The sequence below is a fragment of the uncultured Maribacter sp. genome, from assembly GCF_947500405.1.
Lineage (GTDB): Bacteria > Bacteroidota > Bacteroidia > Flavobacteriales > Flavobacteriaceae > Maribacter_B.
Window position 1 is genome coordinate 1 of sequence record NZ_CANMRY010000007.1, and the last position, 16,952, is coordinate 16,952.

The following is a 16,952-nucleotide window of genomic DNA, read 5'->3' on the forward strand; positions in this document are numbered from 1 at the left end:
TCTACCCAAGTATTAGTATCGTGAACATGCGCATAAATATTAGGATTCCCACCTGCCAGCCCAATGGGGTCTTGAGATATATAGGTTCCCGAGTCGGCAGAATAATATCTAAACCTGTTATAATATAATCCGGTCTCAGAATCCTCGTATTGTCCTTGGTAGCGGAATGGTATGAAGCATTTTTCTCCTTCTAAAGTTTTTATTTTACCATATATATCTAAGGTGCAATCCCAAACTTTTTCACCTGTTTGGTTGTACGCCTGTACTGGTGTGCCCAAATGGTCGCAGGCAATACTATAGGTGTTACCATCTACTATTTTAGCTGCGGGTACAAAAGAGTTATAATCAAAAACCCATGAGACAAGTTTGTCTGTGTTTACAGGTTCTACTGCATCACTTACCACAAAACCTTTTGCATTTACCGAGAGTTTAGGACGGTCTTCTAATGTGTACTCCCATTCATGCAACAGAACGTTACCGTCGTATACAAATCTAGTAAATTATGTCAAAGAACAATTTTTAATATTTGTTTATGCATGCTAGTCACTCGTTGCAAACGAGCGCTAGCGGGGGTTAGTTTTTGTAATTGTTGATAACTTTCTTTAGAAAGCTACAAATCCGTATAAATGGTATGTCCTTCTTCTATGAAATTGACACCTTTTAGGTTAGCTTCTTCACAACGCCTTTTAAACTCTTCTTTTACAATGATATAAGATTTATGTTCTTCCATTCTCGCAATAGAAGTCTTTAACCCATCAGGAATAAAATATGCTTTTTTTATTGAATAAAAACCATCTTCATCTACTTCATAAATTGACCTCTCTTTATCTAGCATAGGTATGGTTTTAAGAATATTAAAAACATAGAAGCTATCATTTTTATTACCTTTTTCATCAAAAATAGTAGAACTCAAAAATTGAGCATCATTTTTACCAATTAAATCTTCAAAAGTGTTTTTGAATTTTGTACTAACAAGTGGACTTGTGAATGTTGGTAAAATATCATATTCCGATATATAATCATCTATTTTATCAACATCAAACCTTATTGGTTCTTTTGCTTCAATAATTTTACTATTTATAAGGTCAAATCTATCTATCAAGTTATATTCATTGTTAAAAACAAAATACGTATCTCTTTTATAAAAATCTGATAATCTGTACATATTATTAATGGCATTTTATTTTACCTTTTCTAAGTTTTTGCCGTGTGTCAATACTTAGTTTCTCTACTTCTGCTTTATATTTTGCTTTATCCCACCCTTGCATCATTCCTTTTTGGTCTAATTTATTTAGCTCTTCAAGCATTCCTTGATTATATAGCTTATGTTGCTTATTCCAACCTTTATGTCTACTTCTTGTTGGGTGTGTGCCTTCTTCTTTTGGCAAATAAATAAGATTACTTGGTTGATTTACATCAAAACCAGCTGCTTTAATTGCAGGATGATTTGCCATTGATTTTGGAATAACATGATGGTTTTGATAACCATCTATTGCAGGCATATTCCCATAGTTCCAACCGTTTTTAGGCATGCTTTTTCCTAGTGCTAAACCTAGAGGGTCAATATATATATTTGAATTATTAGCGTAACTATAAATATTAAAGTTTCCACTTTCAAGCCCAATCGGATCCTGAGAGATGTAAGTTCCAGTATCGGGCGAGTAGTACCTAAACTGATAATATCTACGTTAATTAAAAACACTAAACTTTTAGGTCAGTATTTTTAAAAAGTACTTTTTACTTAATCCACACACAAAATCAACCACAAAAAAACAAAGAACATAAACGATACAAAAAACCGCAAAAAGCTAAATCTACTTTCTACAGTAAAGATAAAAAAGTACAATGGATTATCGGCTAACGATATGCGTATAAATTTGGGTACTGGTTAGGCTGTTATGTCCTAAAAAACGTGCAATATTTTCAATAGGCATACCATTTTGCAGTAAATGGGTAGCAATTGAGTGGCGCAAAATATGGAACGATAAACGTTTGTTTTGTATGCTCTCATTTTTGCATTGCTTGTGCAAGTGCTGTAAATCTTTGGTTATGGTTATTTGCTGTTGCACAAACAAACGATTATGCCCACATTTTACAAGATTACGGAAGTTGTAAAGGTAATTTTGTAAGGCTTTGTAAATGCCCTCGCTCATGGGTATAATTCTATCCTTGTAATTTTTACCTTGATTTACAAACAATGTCCGTTTATTAAAATTCAGGTCTTTAGCGGTAAGTTTAAAGCCCTCACTTAATCGTAAGCCACAACCATAAAACAACACAAAAACAAGCTGTAATTGTTGTTGTTTTAACTCTCTGTGTTTGTAATCATAATTTGGGTAAAGTTCGTTTATTGTAGCTTGTAAAATCTTTATTTCTTGGTTGGTAAAAGGGTCTATTTTTCGTACTCTTTTATCATTATCAATCGTTATTCTGTAATTGGTTGGGATTGGTGTATTTGTTGCTCCCATTTGGTGTAAGAACTCCAGTAATTTATCAATGGCACTAAAATAATCGTTTAAAAAAGAAGCACTTAAACGTCCTTTAAATTTGCTGTCTGTTCGTGTTTCTTGGTAAGTAAAAAAAGTGGTAATATGGTTTTGATTGAGTAGATTTATAACTGTAATATTTTGAGTATTCAACCACTTAAAAAACTCATTTACTCGGTTACCATAATTGAGTATTGTTTTTTGATTAAAACCTAAAGTATCTAACCAAAAAATGTACTCTTGTTGTATGGTTTTATAACTACTATTCATAAATAATTGGGTGTCGAGCTTCGACTCAAAATGGATTGAACTTTGTAATATCTTCGGCTAAATCTTCTATATTGTTGGGTACATATTCTTCAGTACTAACAATACTTTTATGCCCTGCCAAGTACTGTGCTTTTCTAAGTCCGTAGGTTTTTATCCAATAGGTTATTACCGATGCTCGTAATTGTGATAGATTACTAAAATTCTGATCTATTTTTTTAAGGCTTGCAGCTAATTTTAGTAGTGCTGTTTTTGCTGTTCTTGCAGGCTTTACACTTTGCTTTACAGGTAAAAACAAAAGGTTACTTTCTTCATTTTTGGCAAGCTGTGGGCGTATTTCGTTTAGATACTGCATTAACGCACCTATTTGTGTAGCGTGTAAAGGTAGAGTTCTTGCCTTTCCTCTTTGCTTGCCTTTTGGTATTTGTATCGTAGCTTTTTGTAGTTGTATATCGCTTGTTTGTAATTCTAAAATTTCTCTTGTATTTAAGCCTTGGTGTATAAAAAATAATAGCAAAATATAATTTCGTTGCCTGCTTAAAAAAGAGGCTTTGCGTTTGTTTTTTGGTATGTGGTTATCGCTATAATCTTGTATGAAAAGTAAATAATAATCATCGGCAAGCTGCGATAGCTCTTCTAAATTATAAATATGCTTTAGCGTACGTTTTTTTAGTCCTCGTAGTTTTATGAGTGTGGTTGGATTGACAGCTACTTTATTTTGTTGTAACAAATAATCAAAGTAATGGCGTAAAGGTATTAAAGCATTATTTCGGCTTATAGCTTCTAATTTTTTACTGGTTTTTAAATAGCCCAGATAGTTTAAAATATCTTTTTTTTGAACATGGATAATCTCGTAATTATACCAGTTTGTAAACAACTCTTTTTGACGGTTGTATTCTTTTGCAGTTATAGAACTATAATTTTTGGATTGTAGATAGTGGGTAAAGTTTTCCATTTTTTTAATTAGGTGTCGAACTTTTCGACTTTGGTGTCGTCCTAGTGGGTAGCACCCACGGGCATTGGGTTTATAAGTTAGACATAGGCTTTTGGCTAACTGACCAAGTGCCTCGGCTGTCCTTTTCTTTTTTGTACTGCTCTTGTATTTTTTTAAGGGTCTCTTGGAGACCTTTTTCAATTTTGTTTTGTACGTCTGTTTGGTTACCAAACTCCGTTATTTTATACCTAAATCCTTCACGGTGTTTATTCCCGCCAACTACTTTTACATAACTATACAATTTAAGTTCTTGTAAATAGCGGTTTAGTGTTCTCGGATGGATTGCCTTTGCTTTTCTAATATCTAATGCCGTAAACTGAGTTGTTTTTGCTTCGGCTAAAAATTCAGTAAGCCATTTATAAAAACCTCTTGCGGTAGTACTTAATTCGTCTGCACGTCTAAAAAGGGAGTTTTTTAATAATTTAAAAGCCAGTGCTATATCGTTTGGATGTGTAATTACAAATTCTTCGCCTGTTTCTTTATCTACTTGCTTGCATTGCTGATGCTGAAAAAAATAAGTGATTACTTCTATAAAATTGAGTAATAACAGAAGAGATTTTCTTGGATGCGCAACGTCTTTGGGTAATTCTATAAGGGTAGCAAAAGGATTGATAACGGTTACATTTTCTAAACTAGTAATCAGACATTTTAGTTGGTATTGTGTTTCTTGTATTTCTTCGGTATTTAACAAACCTGCGGAAGCTCTACGCTGATAGTTCATTATGGCTAAGTCTTGGGCGTGGCTATGATTTAAATGCACCATTAAAAACGGAAGCGACAGACTTTCATAATTTTTGTCCGAATAGGCACAAGCTAGCAAACATAAATTACCATTTACTTCAAAAGTGGTAGAATGTAACATACCGTCTTTGTCTTTGGTGGCTCTTGTTTTTACCAATCTTCCCTGACTTTGTAAAGTAGCTAAAGGGGTAAGCATTTGCGTAGTCCATTCTAAATCTTCTATTAATAAAGCCTTATTACGTATATCGTGTGAATTAAAATAATACAACGCATTGGCACTTATTTGGGTGTGGAAGCTGTATGAACCATAAGGCATACAGTCCGCCAATTTTTGTAACATATAACTTTTACCTATACCACTTTTAGCTAAACACAATACCGAAAAAGGAGTACGGTATTTATGCGATGCCAAGGCTAAAAATAAAATCGTAGCATTTTCATCCTCGCCGATAATGCCTGTGGTATTTAATTTTTGAATAAGCTGTTTTAGAAGATTTTTGGATTTTAAAAGCTTTAAAGCTGCTTTTTTGTCTTCTATAGATAACTCAAACTTTGGTTTGCGGTGGATACCCTTAAATTGCAACTGTTCTAATCGGTAATCTTCCAATTGTAAGGTAAGATGGTATAAGGTCTTGGAAACATCTAATAATTTTACTTCCCACTTATCGCAAAGGGTTCGTATTAGTTTATCCGTTTGGGTATCGTTATAAAGGTCTAAAGTGGTTCTAAAAATACCTTGTTTGGCATGGGTAATACGAAGGGTACAAACCATACGTTCTACTTGGCTTAAATCTACACCAGCCAAAACATCAATCGTTAAAAAAGCATCTTTATAAACAATATAATTAGCGTTATGTATAATTAAATTCTTCATGGTAATTAACGTTTAAAAAACACAATTACGGAAGAAAATAAGGAGTATTAAAACGGAACTATTAACAATGTAAAACCCTGTCTATCTCTTATTTATACGGTTTTTTAGAGGGGTTTTATAGGTGTTCTTCTAGCGTTATTTTTTTGTTATCGTAAATTTTTCGGACTTAGATTGGTTGTTTTACTGCCATTGCAGTAAAAGGTTTTTTACCGCTTTTCGGTGGGCTTTTCTTTTTGCTTTATCAAAAAAAGACCTTTTATTTAGATAGGTATTATGGTGAACTTATGGAACTGCTTTTTTATGAATGTAAGAACTACAAAACAGTATTTTAAAAGACATTTATTAGGGTGCAAAATCCATTTTCTACACTTTTTTAGCAGAATTTTTAACATTGGTATTTGGAAGGCAAATTTTTAGCAGTACTGCATTACTAAAATTACAAGAACCTTACACAGACTAGTAAAGATTGGTCGCCATATTATTTTACTTTTTAATTACAAGGCAAATGTAGCTACAAGGTATTTACTGCTCAAAACTATACAAGTTTGCACATTTATTTTGTACGCATAATGTCTTTTGGTATAAATAACAAAGGCATTAAAGAATTGTTTTAACCAAAGACCTCTTAAGGGTAAAAATAAATGCGCAAAGTTTTGTGCTGTAAATACCTAGTAGCAGATAAGAGCCTATTAATTTAAAAAACAAAATAATATGGCAACAACAACATTTTTTCTAGTCGTTTCAGGTTCTTGTAATTTTAGTAATGCAGTACTGCTAAAAATTTGCCTTCCAAATACCAATGTTAAAAATTCTGCTAAAAAAGTGTAGAAAATGGATTTTGCACCCTAATAAATGTCTTTTAAAATACTGTTTTGTAGTTCTTACATTCATAAAAAAGCAGTTCCATAAGTTCACCATAATACCTATCTAAATAAAAGGTCTTTTTTTGATAAAGCAAAAAGAAAAGCCCACCGAAAAGCGGTAAAAAACCTTTTACTGCAATGGCAGTAAAACAACCAATCTAAGTCCGAAAAATTTACGATAACAAAAAAATAACGCTAGAAGAACACCTATAAAACCCCTCTAAAAAACCGTATAAATAAGAGATAGACAGGGTAAAAAACTAAAACCACTAAAAACGCTCGAAACTACCATAAATAAAGAGATTGAAGCATTTTTGCTTACTGTTAATAACTTTCTCGGTTTGAGCCTAAAAACAGCCTTTTTAGACTTAAAAACTTCATTTTTTAATATAAAAACGAACCTTTAAAGCACAAAAAAACCACAGTTTTTACGCTGTGGTTATGGTTTTTTATAAAATGAACTAGAAGTGCAGAGATACTACCAAGAAACATAATGTAGCAATACTGCTACATCTGATGAAGCATAATTATACCATTTACGCTTTACAGTCATAATATGTTTAAAATCTGTCGGACTTAATTTTAGCACATCTATTCCATCATTTCCACTCAATGTAAGACCATCTCCAACATTGGGTATTAATTGTTTCTCAGTAAGGTATATGCTTGTTTCAGGAAGTAACTTCCAATCACTACCTTCTTCTGAATAATATGCTTCTATTTTTAAACTCATAGATTATCCTTTATCCTTTGTTCTATTTGATTTGGAAACCAAACCCTCCATGATTCATACTTTTCTGCCTCTATCTCTGAGATAGGGACACTTTTATTAGTTCCTAGATTGACCAATTTTAAATCATCTCCAAATCCTGATACTAAATAAACTTTATCATAATTAGAATCTTCATTTTTATTATAAGAACTGTCCGAACTAATGACTCTCCACCTCTTTTTCGTAAACTCTAATCCCGAAACAGAAACAGGGGAGAAAAGCCTTCCTGAACCAGTGATTTCTTCAAATGAAAAATCATCCAAAGTTGAAGTTTTAGAAAAAACCTCTATAATTACACCACTTCCCTGCCTATCTTCTATAAATCGACCAAAAGCATAATGCTTGTCTAAGGGGAATTTAGTTCTGCTATAACTTTTAGTTGGTTTTTCATTAAAGTCTATGGTAAGAGGTATGAAAAAAATATCCCCTGACTTTAAAATATCTTTATAGGTATCGCTCATAATACTATCCGCACTTGATTTTTGGTTTGTCTGTTGCTTTTGCTTTGTCGTATTCCGATTTAAAGGCTTTACCTCGGGTATCGGTACGGGTCGTGTCGAAAGAATTAACTTTGTTCCCCTTATTATTCGGACCGATTTCCTGACCTATCGTTCCCGTTTTCGTTCCGTGTTTTTCAATAAGGTGTTGCTCTTGTCCTCTAGCTTGTGCATAAGTCAAATCAGTATCATTAAAAACTTTCATACTAGTATTCATATCCGCTCTTCCCGTGTCAATATGTTCACCAAGTCTCCGATTAGTGTCATAACTGATACCTATGTAATATGGTTCTTTTGCGCCAGCTTCAAAGAGTCCATAAACGGAGAATCCTTCTTGTCCTAAAGGAGTCAGCCCAAGAGGATCTATAAGTACATTGGAGTTTCTTGTATATGCGTAGAGATTGTCGCCACCACTAAGCTTTATAGGGTCTTGGGATATATAGGTTCCCGAGTCGGCAGAATAATATCTAAACCTGTTATAATATAATCCGGTCTCAGAATCCTCGTATTGTCCTTGGTAGCGGAATGGTATGAAGCATTTTTCTCCTTCTAAAGTTTTTATTTTACCATATATATCTAAGGTGCAATCCCAAACTTTTTCACCTGTTTGGTTGTACGCCTGTACTGGTGTGCCCAAATGGTCGCAGGCAATACTATAGGTGTTACCATCTACTATTTTAGCTGCGGGTACAAAAGAGTTATAATCAAAAACCCACGAGACAAGTTTGTCTGTGTCTACAGGTTCTACTGCATCACTTACCACAAAACCTTTTGCATTTACCGAGAGTTTAGGACGGTCTTCTAATGTGTACTCCCATTCATGCAACAGAACGTTACCGTCGTACACAAATCTAGTAATTTTTTGGTTATAAATTTTGGCAGTTCGCCTTCCTAAGGCATCATACTCAAAAGAAATTTCTTTTCCATTGGGTTTTGCTATGCTTTTAAGCATACCGTTGCCATAGTACTTATAGGTTTCGGTGCCTTTTAGGGTTTGTTTGTGGCTTAAGTTCCCTTCGGCATCATACGTATAGGTTGTTTTTTCGTCTTTTAAAAGCTGCCCGCCTTTGCCATAGGTACGGTCTTTTCTGCCTTTGGTTTTAAAGAGGTTCCCCACAGCATCTGGCATTTTATAAATGGTTTCGGTATTGCCTTTATAACTTGCTGCCAGAAGACTTCCTGCGGTATCGTAACTGTAGTTTACGGTTTTACCTGTTAGTTGGTCTATGGTACTTCGTAAACGGTCGCCACTTGCCCATTGGTATTGCATGCTACGACTTTGGGTAGTTTTGCCGCCTTCTACATTTTTTGCTTGTATGTTTTGTTGGGTTACACGTCCTTTTTTATCTCTTTCGGTACGCATGTCTAATAGGGTAGTGCCTTGGCTTTGTACCATACGACGGAGTTCTAGTCCTAGGTCGTCGCGTTCAAAGGTTGCTCCCCATGTCTCGACTCCGCTCGACACAGGTTCTTTTCCGTTTAATGCAATAGTGTCCTTGTTTTTAGTAAGGTTATTTAATGCTTCGATACGGGTTAGTTGTCCGTTACTATTAAAAGCGTGGGTAATATTGGCTCCTAAAGAGCTAGTAATTGCTGTGCGGTTACCCTGACGGTTATACTTACTTTGTACGGTATGGCCGTTTTGGTTTTCTTCTATTAGTCTGCCTTTACTATCATACGCATAGGTAACTGTAGCTTCTGCATTGGTGGCTTCTACTAATTTGCCATCGGTATCGTATGCAAAGTACTCGCCAGTACCATCGTAATGGTCTGCTGCCAGAATATTACCTACACCATCATACATATAACTGGTATAGCGTTCGTCTGGGCGTAGTACTTTTATAACTCTACCTGCGCGGTCTCTTATATATCTACGTTGTAAACCATCAAAACCCCATTCGCTGGCAATTTGCCCTAGTGGGTCTAAACTAAAACGATAGGCTTCTCCGTGTTCATTTACAATGCCGGTTAGTTGTTCTTCGGTATCGTAATTAAAATAGATGGTTTTTTTGTTTTCGGTACGCGATTTTAGGTTACCTAATCCCCAATAGGTAAAAGATACATCTCTATCTTTATCATAGGCTCTGGTAATATTACCCGAAGGATCATAGGTAAAATCGTGGATATTGTCTGCTTCTTTTAATTGGGTTACATTACCTAATACATCATAGGTATATTCGGTAGTACTTCCTTTTACATCTATATGTTTTTGTAGTTGTCCTAGATCATTATAGTACCATACTGCCCAACGCCCATCATGCAAGTTTATACGTTCTAGTTCTCCTTGTTGGTTCCAGCTGAGTTGGGTTTCTTGATCTAAATCATTGGTAATAGAACTTATTTCATTACCGGTATAATTGTATGTTGTTTTTGTACCATCGGGGTAGGTGCGTTCTACTAATTTTCCTTCTTCATTATATATCCAACGTGCTGTTGCGCCCATTGGAGAACGACTAGCAATTAGTCGGTCTTTTTCATCGTACTCTAAAATAGTTTTTCCGCCATTGGCATCTTGTAAAAGTACCAAATTACCACGGCGGTCATATTCGTACTTTACGGTATTCCCAACAGGGTCGGTAACCAACATTAAATCTTGGGTGCTGTTATATTTTTGGTAGGTTTCTCCACCACGTGCATCTGTAATACGGTAAATGAGATTGTCTTCATCATAATAGTACGTAGTGCTGTGCCCAAGGGAGTTGGTGGCTATTGTTTTTCCTTTTTGGTACTGTGTCCAATATTCTAAAATGCCTTGGTCTCCCCAGGTATGTATACATTTAGCATTAGCACCTTCGCCCTCGTACTCCCAATAAAAATTTAGCCCACTTTGGTTGGTAAGTTGTACCAATAGGTGCTTTTTGTATTGAAATATTTTGGCTACTCCTTTGGCGTCTGTTACCTTGGTAAGGTTGTCGTTAACATCAACTTCGTACTGAATTAAGGATACTTTTTTGTTTTCGTTTTTTGTAAATACTTCGGTAATTCTGCCGTCTTTTGAGCTTATGGTAAGCGTACGTCCTGCACTATCTATAATCTCGGATAAAATACCTTTGTTATATTGAAAGGTAATAGTATGTTGTAGTTCGTTTTCTATTTTATGAATAGGGAATAGGTCGTTGTCTATGCGATTAGAAAGAAATTTATAAGTGAGTCCGTTAGCATCTGTATAGGCATACTTTCCTTGCTCGTCTTTAAACCACGTAATACGTTCTTTACGGTGGTAAAAGCTATCGCCCTCATGCAGTGCAGGGAGTACAATTTCTCTACTATCGGCAAGTAAAAGGGTTATGAAACCGTTTTCCATTTCCCAGTACCCCATATGGTAACTATGGTGCCAGTTGGTGCCAATTGGGCTTGCTATTTCGCCATCGCTATGGTAATAACGTGTCCATGTAATAGGGATTGGCCCTGGAAGGGTAAAATCATCATTCTCTGCAAATACTCTTCCAGTTGCAGCATCTACAGGTTCTCCAAATAGTTTACACTTTACTTTTTGTAATCGTTTGGCTTTGGCTGGGTTTTTAGGAAGAATATTATCGATATACTTTTGTAATTTATCGCCTCCTTTTTTAAATAGTTTCCCCATGCCTTTAAATGCTAAACCAACAGCCATAGCAAAAAGGTCTATGGTTGGTGGTCCACCAACAAGTACAGGCATACCTCCAGGAATTACATTTATTAGTGCTGCCGTAGGTGCCATAAGACTCACTTTGGCTTTGGGTTTTTTTACCCTAAAAGGTGCCGGCATACCTACAAGGTTACAAGATAGTGCTGGTAAAAATTGATATGAAAATGGAGCGCCATCTGCCATTACGGTAGAACTACCCATAAACATTTCTGAGGATGCCATTGGAGCTACCGATGGTAAGGCATGGAGCACAACTCCTGGAAGGTGTTGTATGCTAATCCCTGCATTGGCAATAAATTTGTTATTTACCATTACACTGGGAGCCATAGCTTGTACAATGGAAACCGCTACACTAGATACGCTAATGGGTTGTGGTACAGGCTCGCCATCTTCTGCATATTCTGGTTCTGGTGGCGGTGGTACTACAGCGTTTATTGCAGCAAAAATAGCACCAAGAATGTCAAAAACCATACCTACATGGGGTACTGGTAATAATGGCGAAGGAGGAAACATGGTAGGGTGAAAATCAATCCCTATAGATATGTCTTGAAATTTACCTGCTGGTTGTCCTGGAATAGATGGCATTACAGAAGCCATTTTGGCTTGAAAATTATCTAATGCCGATTTTCCATCGGCAATCATGTCTAAAAAGCCACCTTCTTCACCATCTGTTGAGCCGGCTTTACTTGCTTTATTGTTAAAGTTGTTTATTGCCATTGCAGTATTTTGTTTTTAGTAAGCCATGTACTCCTATTTAAGTATTTAGTGTCTATAATCTCTGTTCCTTGTAAGAGTGTATCCCAGTCTTCGCCTATGCTTTTTTCATAACGTTCTGTTAGTTTTTGTACTATTGTAGAATCCATACGGCTGTCTTGCACTACTTTTAAGGCAAGAGCTGCTGTAAAAAGATAGGTAGATTCTCTACGAATTTCTATGGGTAGATTAGTGCCAGCTTGTAAAGAATACACACAAGCTTCCCAGGCATCTTTTTGTTTTCCTTCTTTAAAATGATAAAACGCTTGCATACGATAAGCTTCCATTATATGAAAAATATCTCCTTTATTTACAGCTTTCGTGGCAACTGCTCTATAACATTTTAAAGCGGTGTTTGTATCTTCTTTTGCAATAACCAAAGCTGCTTTTAAAAGCATGGCAGAGCGCCACATAGGATAGGCATCTTCCGCAACACTGTCATCCTCGGTCATTTCTAGCGTTTTTTCTATGTGCTCTATGGCTAAGTTGTCTTCTTTTACACTATAAAATGCTATTGCTGATACTAAGTGGGAGGTTGCTTTTGTGTTTAATATATTTAGTTGGTATCCTAATTTTAAAAGTTCTTCGCTTTCATTGGAGACAGACATTTTTTTGTCTACTGTAGCTTCCATAATACGACGAACTTGCTTTTGAAATTTAGCATTTGGAGAATGTGGGCGACTTTCATTACTATCTGCATCCATAGCATTTTTCATTGCTGCTGCCATGTTTAAGGTTACAGATAGTTCTTTTACAATTGCTTTTTTATGCTTTACTAAATTGCCAAATTTTCGTCCGCCAATTGGGTCTATTGTGGCAAAACGAATACCTTTAGGAATGCCTTGGTCCATTTTTTCTAAGAACCATTTTTCAAACCCATCACTATGCACTCCTGGAGGGAAGTAAAGAATAAAAGCTTCTTCTTTTAAAGGGAGTTGTTCTTTTAAGCGTAATAGTTCTTTTAAAACACTTGCAAAGGTAGGCGGTAAGCTGAGGTCTACGGTGTAGTTTTTATCTAAATAACCATCTTTTTTTAAGGCTCCAAGCATATCATACCTTTCTTCTTTAGGAGGAATAAACCAATTGGTAAATTCTTTCCAAAGTTCTTCTTCAAAGGTTTTTTCCGAAATATATAGGGTGGTTATCCTAAAGAAAATATCGTTAAACATCCCGATAGGAGATGTTTCTGTTTCCATAAATTTATCTAGAATATCAATATCATGATAGTCACAAGCCCAAATGGCCATATCCCATTTTTTTCCATCAATGGTTTTCCAAGTATTTCTAATTTTATAGAATTCTTGGGCTATTGTTGCATCTTGCATAAAAGAAAATGTTAGGAGTTTAGTTTAACCATTGCACCATTAATTAAGGTGTTTGCTTTAGAGTTAGCGGTAAGGTTGGTAGATGATATTTTAGTTTCATCCCCTTCAATACTTACTTCTGCAGATTTATGCATAACACTATCTGGAACTACAGATATACTAGAATTTCCGGATTGCGCGGTAAATGCTTCTGAAGAAACATTTTTAGTGTTTTTAGAATGAAATTCTATATCATCTGCATGCATGCTAATAAACTTAGATGCTATGATGATTTTTTCTTCACTGGCAATAGTTATTGTTTTCTTTTGCGTATTGTAGTTTATCATAGAACCGTTTTTATCGGATATGGTAATACTTTCGGTACCATCTAAATCGTTTAGTTCAATAGTATGCCCACTTCTAGTGCGTATAGATTTTATGTCGTTATTATCACTCATAAAACCATTTGCTGCGGCTTTACCATGGTATAAACTTCCCATCATATAAGGACGTTCTGCATTACCACCTTCAAAACCTACGAGTACTTCTTCGCCAATTTCTGGTATAAAATGAAAGCCTTTATCGCCACCGCCATGTGGGGTTACTACTCTGATCCATGGGGTAGTTTCTCCGGTTAGTTTTTGCCATGGGAATTGCACTTTTATACGTGCCATACCTTCTGGGTCTGTATTTTCCATAACTACCGCCGTTTGGGTATCGCTATACGGTGTTGCTTCGTAATTGGTGTGCGGAAAAACATCTAGTTGGGTACTTATAGCAGTAAAAATATTAGAATAATTACCTAGGTAATCTTGTTTATGTACTACTTGGGTTACTCTAAATTGTCCGTGGTTGGTATCTCCCCCCTGAATACTTATTATTTTTCCAAGGCTTACTCCTGGATTATCGCTAGCACCATCTAAAATTACTTGCTCCTGTTCTGCTGCTTTTTTTTGTATTTCTACTTGGTTATCTAGTACCGCTTTTAGCTGTTCGCCACCTCCATTATTAATCCATACATTAGTTTCTGCGGCGTATAACTGGTTGGCTTTACCACTAGTAAAACTATGGTGTCCGTTTACCCCTGTATTTACTTCTGCAGTAGTTTTGCTATGGTGTTTATCGGTAATATAATCGTTAGTAAAGTATTTAAATTTATTAGGGGTTGGGCTTAGGTTTAATGCAAATTCTTTTAAGTCAAAATTATGGGTTAAAACCACTTCTTTTTGATTCTCTGGTAAACCAAAAATTACATTTTTACCATTATAATATAACCACTCTCCGTACTGCATAGCTATGCGGCTAACATAGGCCCAATTACTTTCTCTATGTTGTACCGAATAGGGGATAGGGTTACTATATTTTGCTTGCGTGGTAGCACTTAGTTTGCTACTATTGTATTTAGAAAAAGCACTTTTTACTATGGCGTTTAAATCTTTATCTACAAAAGAATGGTAATGTGGCCCATCGTCTGCTAAAATAGTAGGGCTATTTGCAGTAATGGTGACTATATTACTATCTAAATAACCTTTAGAATTACGAATAGAAGTGACAACGCCAAAGAATTGTAATTTGTCTTTAATATCTTTTTTGTCTTTAGGAGCTATTTCTAAAGTAATATCTTCTCCTAGAAAATTTTTGGTTTTACTCGCTAATTCTCCCGTTACTTTTTCTAGTACGTTCATCTGACATTTTAACTCTAATATGTGGTGGTTATTAATGTCTTGTTTTAATACTATTTCTTTAAAAGAGGAGATTGGGGTTCCTCCAATATATACAGAGGTTATAGATTGTGCTGCCATGTATTACGCTTGGTTTTGTGTTTATGAATCGTAAACATTCATTAAAAAAGTACTACTTATTTAAAATGAATTTTCCTATGGCAATATAGGGCATTTATTGTAGGAATAATAATGTGTATTGTGTAGTTGGTCGAAAATATTACGTACTTTCTTTGTAAGATACGTTTTTTTCGTTCTGTTGTTACTTTGTTAACGTTCTAGAGACTTTAATGTAACAGTTAGAGTATGTGTTGATTGTAAAAATTATAGAAAAACTACTTTGTAAATAAAAAATAGAGAAGGTATACTTTCACTATTTTTCTAATTTATAAACAATTATAACTAATAAAGAAAGAAGAGCTATTGAGAAACAACATTTCCTGATTTATAAAAAATTTCTTTTTGGATATTTCCATTTATATTATATTCTTTCCAAGTACCATTTTTTCTTCCATTTAAAAATTCCCCTGTTCTTTTTGGTTTTCCATTTTCGTAGTATTCTTTATAAGCGCCATGTTGGGTTCCATTTTCATACTCTCTTTCTATTTCTAGCTTACCATTATCATAATACCTGTATTCTATGCCGTCTTTCTCGCCATTGGTATAGTTTACAATTCTAGTTTTTTGCCCATCTGCATTATAAGACTCTTCTTTTCCGTGCTCTCCCATTTTATTATAAGAACATGAAAAACCTAAAGTGCCATTTTCATAGTATTTTTTTTCTTTCACTTTTACGTCAGCAATATATTCTCTTACATTCATTTTTTTTCCGCTCTTATAATAGTATCCTACTAAACCATGTAATTTATATGATTTATAGGTTTTTAATGCTTCTATTTTTCCATTCGAATAATATTCTTTTTCTATATATTCTTCTGGTCCTATATAATCTTTAGTTTGTATTTTATCTCCGTTCTCCCAAGCTTCTAACCAGTTTCCTATGGGTTTACCATCTTTATAATGCTCTGTAGTTGTTGCTTTTCTATCATTCTGCTGGGGTGATCTAGTGTGGTGAACCCAAGTACCATCTTTTTGCCCTAGTTTGTATGACTCAGTCCTAGTTAGATCTCCTTTAGAGTTGTAGTTTTCAATTTTGCCATGGAGCTTTCCTTCTTTCCATCTATATATACTTGCAATTTTACCATCCTGATAAAAAGAAGTAGTAGTACCATCTGGAAGTCCGTTTTTAAAACTAGCTTTACTAGTTAGGTTTCCAAGGTCGTCATAATAGTTAGAGATGCCATGTCTTTTACCATCTACATAAGTTGCCTCGTTATAAGAGCCATGTCTTTCTGCTATTTTATATTTTCCATTTAAAACAGCACCATCTTTACCATAATATATGGTGGTCATTCCAAAGTCTACTGTTCTAACTGTTTGTATAGATATTGTTTTGTTTTGTCCGTTTATTAAGCATGGAAATAACATACTTATTATACATAGGAATTTTATAGTAATAAAAATTTTGCGCATTGTATTATGTTAAGTTATGGTGTAAAATTTGGTTTAAAAATAAGATTCTTTGTTATTATTTTGTAAGTATTTACATAAATTTTATTTATTGTTGTAATTGTAAGGAATACTAATCTTTACAAATTAAATGCTTGGGAAATTCTTTCCGCCCTAATTGGGGTGCAACTAGTATAGTATCACAAATGGGAAGAGCTAAAAGTAACTCTGAATTTTCTGGATTTTCTTTTGAATATTTAACGATGAATCTATCCCCTACTTTTTGTTTTTTATTTGATGTGCCTGTTACCTTAAATTCTTCATTATTATATTTAAAACAATAATCATAAGCAAAATATCCAATAATAGCATACGATTCTTCTATACTACTTATTGAGTAAAGAATGGGTTTTTCCAATAACTCCATTTTTCTATTATGCATGTATAAATAAGTTCCGACTAATACTAAAAAGCCAATTATAACCACTGGAATTGATTTTTCTTTATTATTTATATTCATCTTGTAAAGTTCTATTTATTCCT

13 protein-coding genes and 1 pseudogene are annotated in these 16,952 nt (G+C 34.6%); all 14 read right to left on the reverse strand.

Going from position 1 to position 16,952, the window contains the following annotated elements; translation table 11 throughout:
- Nucleotides 1–467: RHS repeat-associated core domain-containing protein (locus Q0945_RS10625; RefSeq protein WP_299434329.1), on the reverse strand; the 467-nt coding region annotated here is incomplete at its 3' end.
- Nucleotides 468–610: 143 nt separating this feature from the next.
- The gene (locus tag Q0945_RS10630; RefSeq protein ID WP_299434331.1) at nucleotides 611–1,165 is read right to left on the reverse strand and encodes a DUF1629 domain-containing protein; all 555 of its coding nucleotides are present in this window, start codon (nucleotides 1,163–1,165) and stop codon (nucleotides 611–613) included.
- Nucleotides 1,166–1,169: 4 nt separating this feature from the next.
- The gene (locus Q0945_RS10635) at nucleotides 1,170–1,532 is read right to left on the reverse strand and encodes an AHH domain-containing protein (RefSeq protein WP_299434333.1); all 363 of its coding nucleotides are present in this window, start codon (nucleotides 1,530–1,532) and stop codon (nucleotides 1,170–1,172) included.
- Nucleotides 1,533–1,559: 27 nt separating this feature from the next.
- Nucleotides 1,560–1,670: pseudogene (locus Q0945_RS10640) on the reverse strand (RHS repeat-associated core domain-containing protein); the annotation flags it as partial.
- 180 nt (nucleotides 1,671–1,850) lie between these two features.
- Nucleotides 1,851–2,756 (reverse strand): tyrosine-type recombinase/integrase, encoded by a 906-nt coding sequence (locus Q0945_RS10645; protein WP_299434335.1) that lies wholly within the window; start codon nucleotides 2,754–2,756, stop codon nucleotides 1,851–1,853.
- 25 nt (nucleotides 2,757–2,781) lie between these two features.
- On the reverse strand, nucleotides 2,782–3,708 hold the full coding sequence (locus tag Q0945_RS10650) for a tyrosine-type recombinase/integrase (protein WP_299434337.1): 927 nt from the start codon (nucleotides 3,706–3,708) through the stop codon (nucleotides 2,782–2,784).
- 70 nt (nucleotides 3,709–3,778) lie between these two features.
- Entirely contained in the window at nucleotides 3,779–5,362 is a 1,584-nt protein-coding gene (locus Q0945_RS10655) for a hypothetical protein (protein ID WP_299434339.1), read from the reverse strand.
- A gap of 1,341 nt (nucleotides 5,363–6,703) precedes the next feature.
- On the reverse strand, nucleotides 6,704–6,958 hold the full coding sequence (locus Q0945_RS10660) for a hypothetical protein (RefSeq protein ID WP_299434341.1): 255 nt from the start codon (nucleotides 6,956–6,958) through the stop codon (nucleotides 6,704–6,706).
- Complete coding sequence (locus tag Q0945_RS10665) at nucleotides 6,955–7,458, reverse strand: Imm26 family immunity protein (RefSeq protein ID WP_299434343.1); 504 nt, start codon at nucleotides 7,456–7,458, stop codon at nucleotides 6,955–6,957. Before Q0945_RS10665 ends, Q0945_RS10660 begins: the two co-directional genes overlap by 4 nt.
- Before the next feature lie 4 nt (nucleotides 7,459–7,462).
- Nucleotides 7,463–11,839, reverse strand: coding sequence for an RHS repeat-associated core domain-containing protein (locus tag Q0945_RS10670; protein ID WP_299434345.1), 4,377 nt, complete (start codon nucleotides 11,837–11,839; stop codon nucleotides 7,463–7,465).
- Entirely contained in the window at nucleotides 11,830–13,200 is a 1,371-nt protein-coding gene (locus Q0945_RS10675) for a hypothetical protein (RefSeq protein WP_299434347.1), read from the reverse strand. Before Q0945_RS10675 ends, Q0945_RS10670 begins: the two co-directional genes overlap by 10 nt.
- A gap of 11 nt (nucleotides 13,201–13,211) precedes the next feature.
- Entirely contained in the window at nucleotides 13,212–14,981 is a 1,770-nt protein-coding gene (locus tag Q0945_RS10680) for a phage baseplate assembly protein V (protein WP_299434349.1), read from the reverse strand.
- 339 nt (nucleotides 14,982–15,320) lie between these two features.
- A complete protein-coding gene (locus tag Q0945_RS10685) occupies nucleotides 15,321–16,433 on the reverse strand; it encodes a toxin-antitoxin system YwqK family antitoxin (RefSeq protein ID WP_299434351.1) in 1,113 nt (370 codons plus the stop codon).
- 109 nt (nucleotides 16,434–16,542) lie between these two features.
- Nucleotides 16,543–16,929 (reverse strand): hypothetical protein, encoded by a 387-nt coding sequence (locus Q0945_RS10690; RefSeq protein WP_299434353.1) that lies wholly within the window; start codon nucleotides 16,927–16,929, stop codon nucleotides 16,543–16,545.
- Nucleotides 16,930–16,952: the final 23 nt, after the last annotated feature.

What these genes read in the sequence shown, in the direction of transcription:
- Q0945_RS10630 (WP_299434331.1), bottom strand. Translation starts at nt 1,165, where the DNA reads ATGTACAGATTATCAGATTTTTATAAAAGAGATACGTATTTTGTTTTT.
- Q0945_RS10635 (WP_299434333.1), bottom strand. Translation starts at nt 1,532, where the DNA reads ATGCCTAAAAACGGTTGGAACTATGGGAATATGCCTGCAATAGATGGT.
- Q0945_RS10645 (WP_299434335.1), bottom strand. Translation starts at nt 2,756, where the DNA reads ATGAATAGTAGTTATAAAACCATACAACAAGAGTACATTTTTTGGTTA.
- Q0945_RS10650 (WP_299434337.1), bottom strand. Translation starts at nt 3,708, where the DNA reads ATGGAAAACTTTACCCACTATCTACAATCCAAAAATTATAGTTCTATA.
- Q0945_RS10655 (WP_299434339.1), bottom strand. Translation starts at nt 5,362, where the DNA reads ATGAAGAATTTAATTATACATAACGCTAATTATATTGTTTATAAAGAT.
- Q0945_RS10660 (WP_299434341.1), bottom strand. Translation starts at nt 6,958, where the DNA reads ATGAGTTTAAAAATAGAAGCATATTATTCAGAAGAAGGTAGTGATTGG.
- Q0945_RS10665 (WP_299434343.1), bottom strand. Translation starts at nt 7,458, where the DNA reads ATGAGCGATACCTATAAAGATATTTTAAAGTCAGGGGATATTTTTTTC.
- Q0945_RS10670 (WP_299434345.1), bottom strand. Translation starts at nt 11,839, where the DNA reads ATGGCAATAAACAACTTTAACAATAAAGCAAGTAAAGCCGGCTCAACA.
- Q0945_RS10675 (WP_299434347.1), bottom strand. Translation starts at nt 13,200, where the DNA reads ATGCAAGATGCAACAATAGCCCAAGAATTCTATAAAATTAGAAATACT.
- Q0945_RS10680 (WP_299434349.1), bottom strand. Translation starts at nt 14,981, where the DNA reads ATGGCAGCACAATCTATAACCTCTGTATATATTGGAGGAACCCCAATC.
- Q0945_RS10685 (WP_299434351.1), bottom strand. Translation starts at nt 16,433, where the DNA reads ATGCGCAAAATTTTTATTACTATAAAATTCCTATGTATAATAAGTATG.
- Q0945_RS10690 (WP_299434353.1), bottom strand. Translation starts at nt 16,929, where the DNA reads ATGAATATAAATAATAAAGAAAAATCAATTCCAGTGGTTATAATTGGC.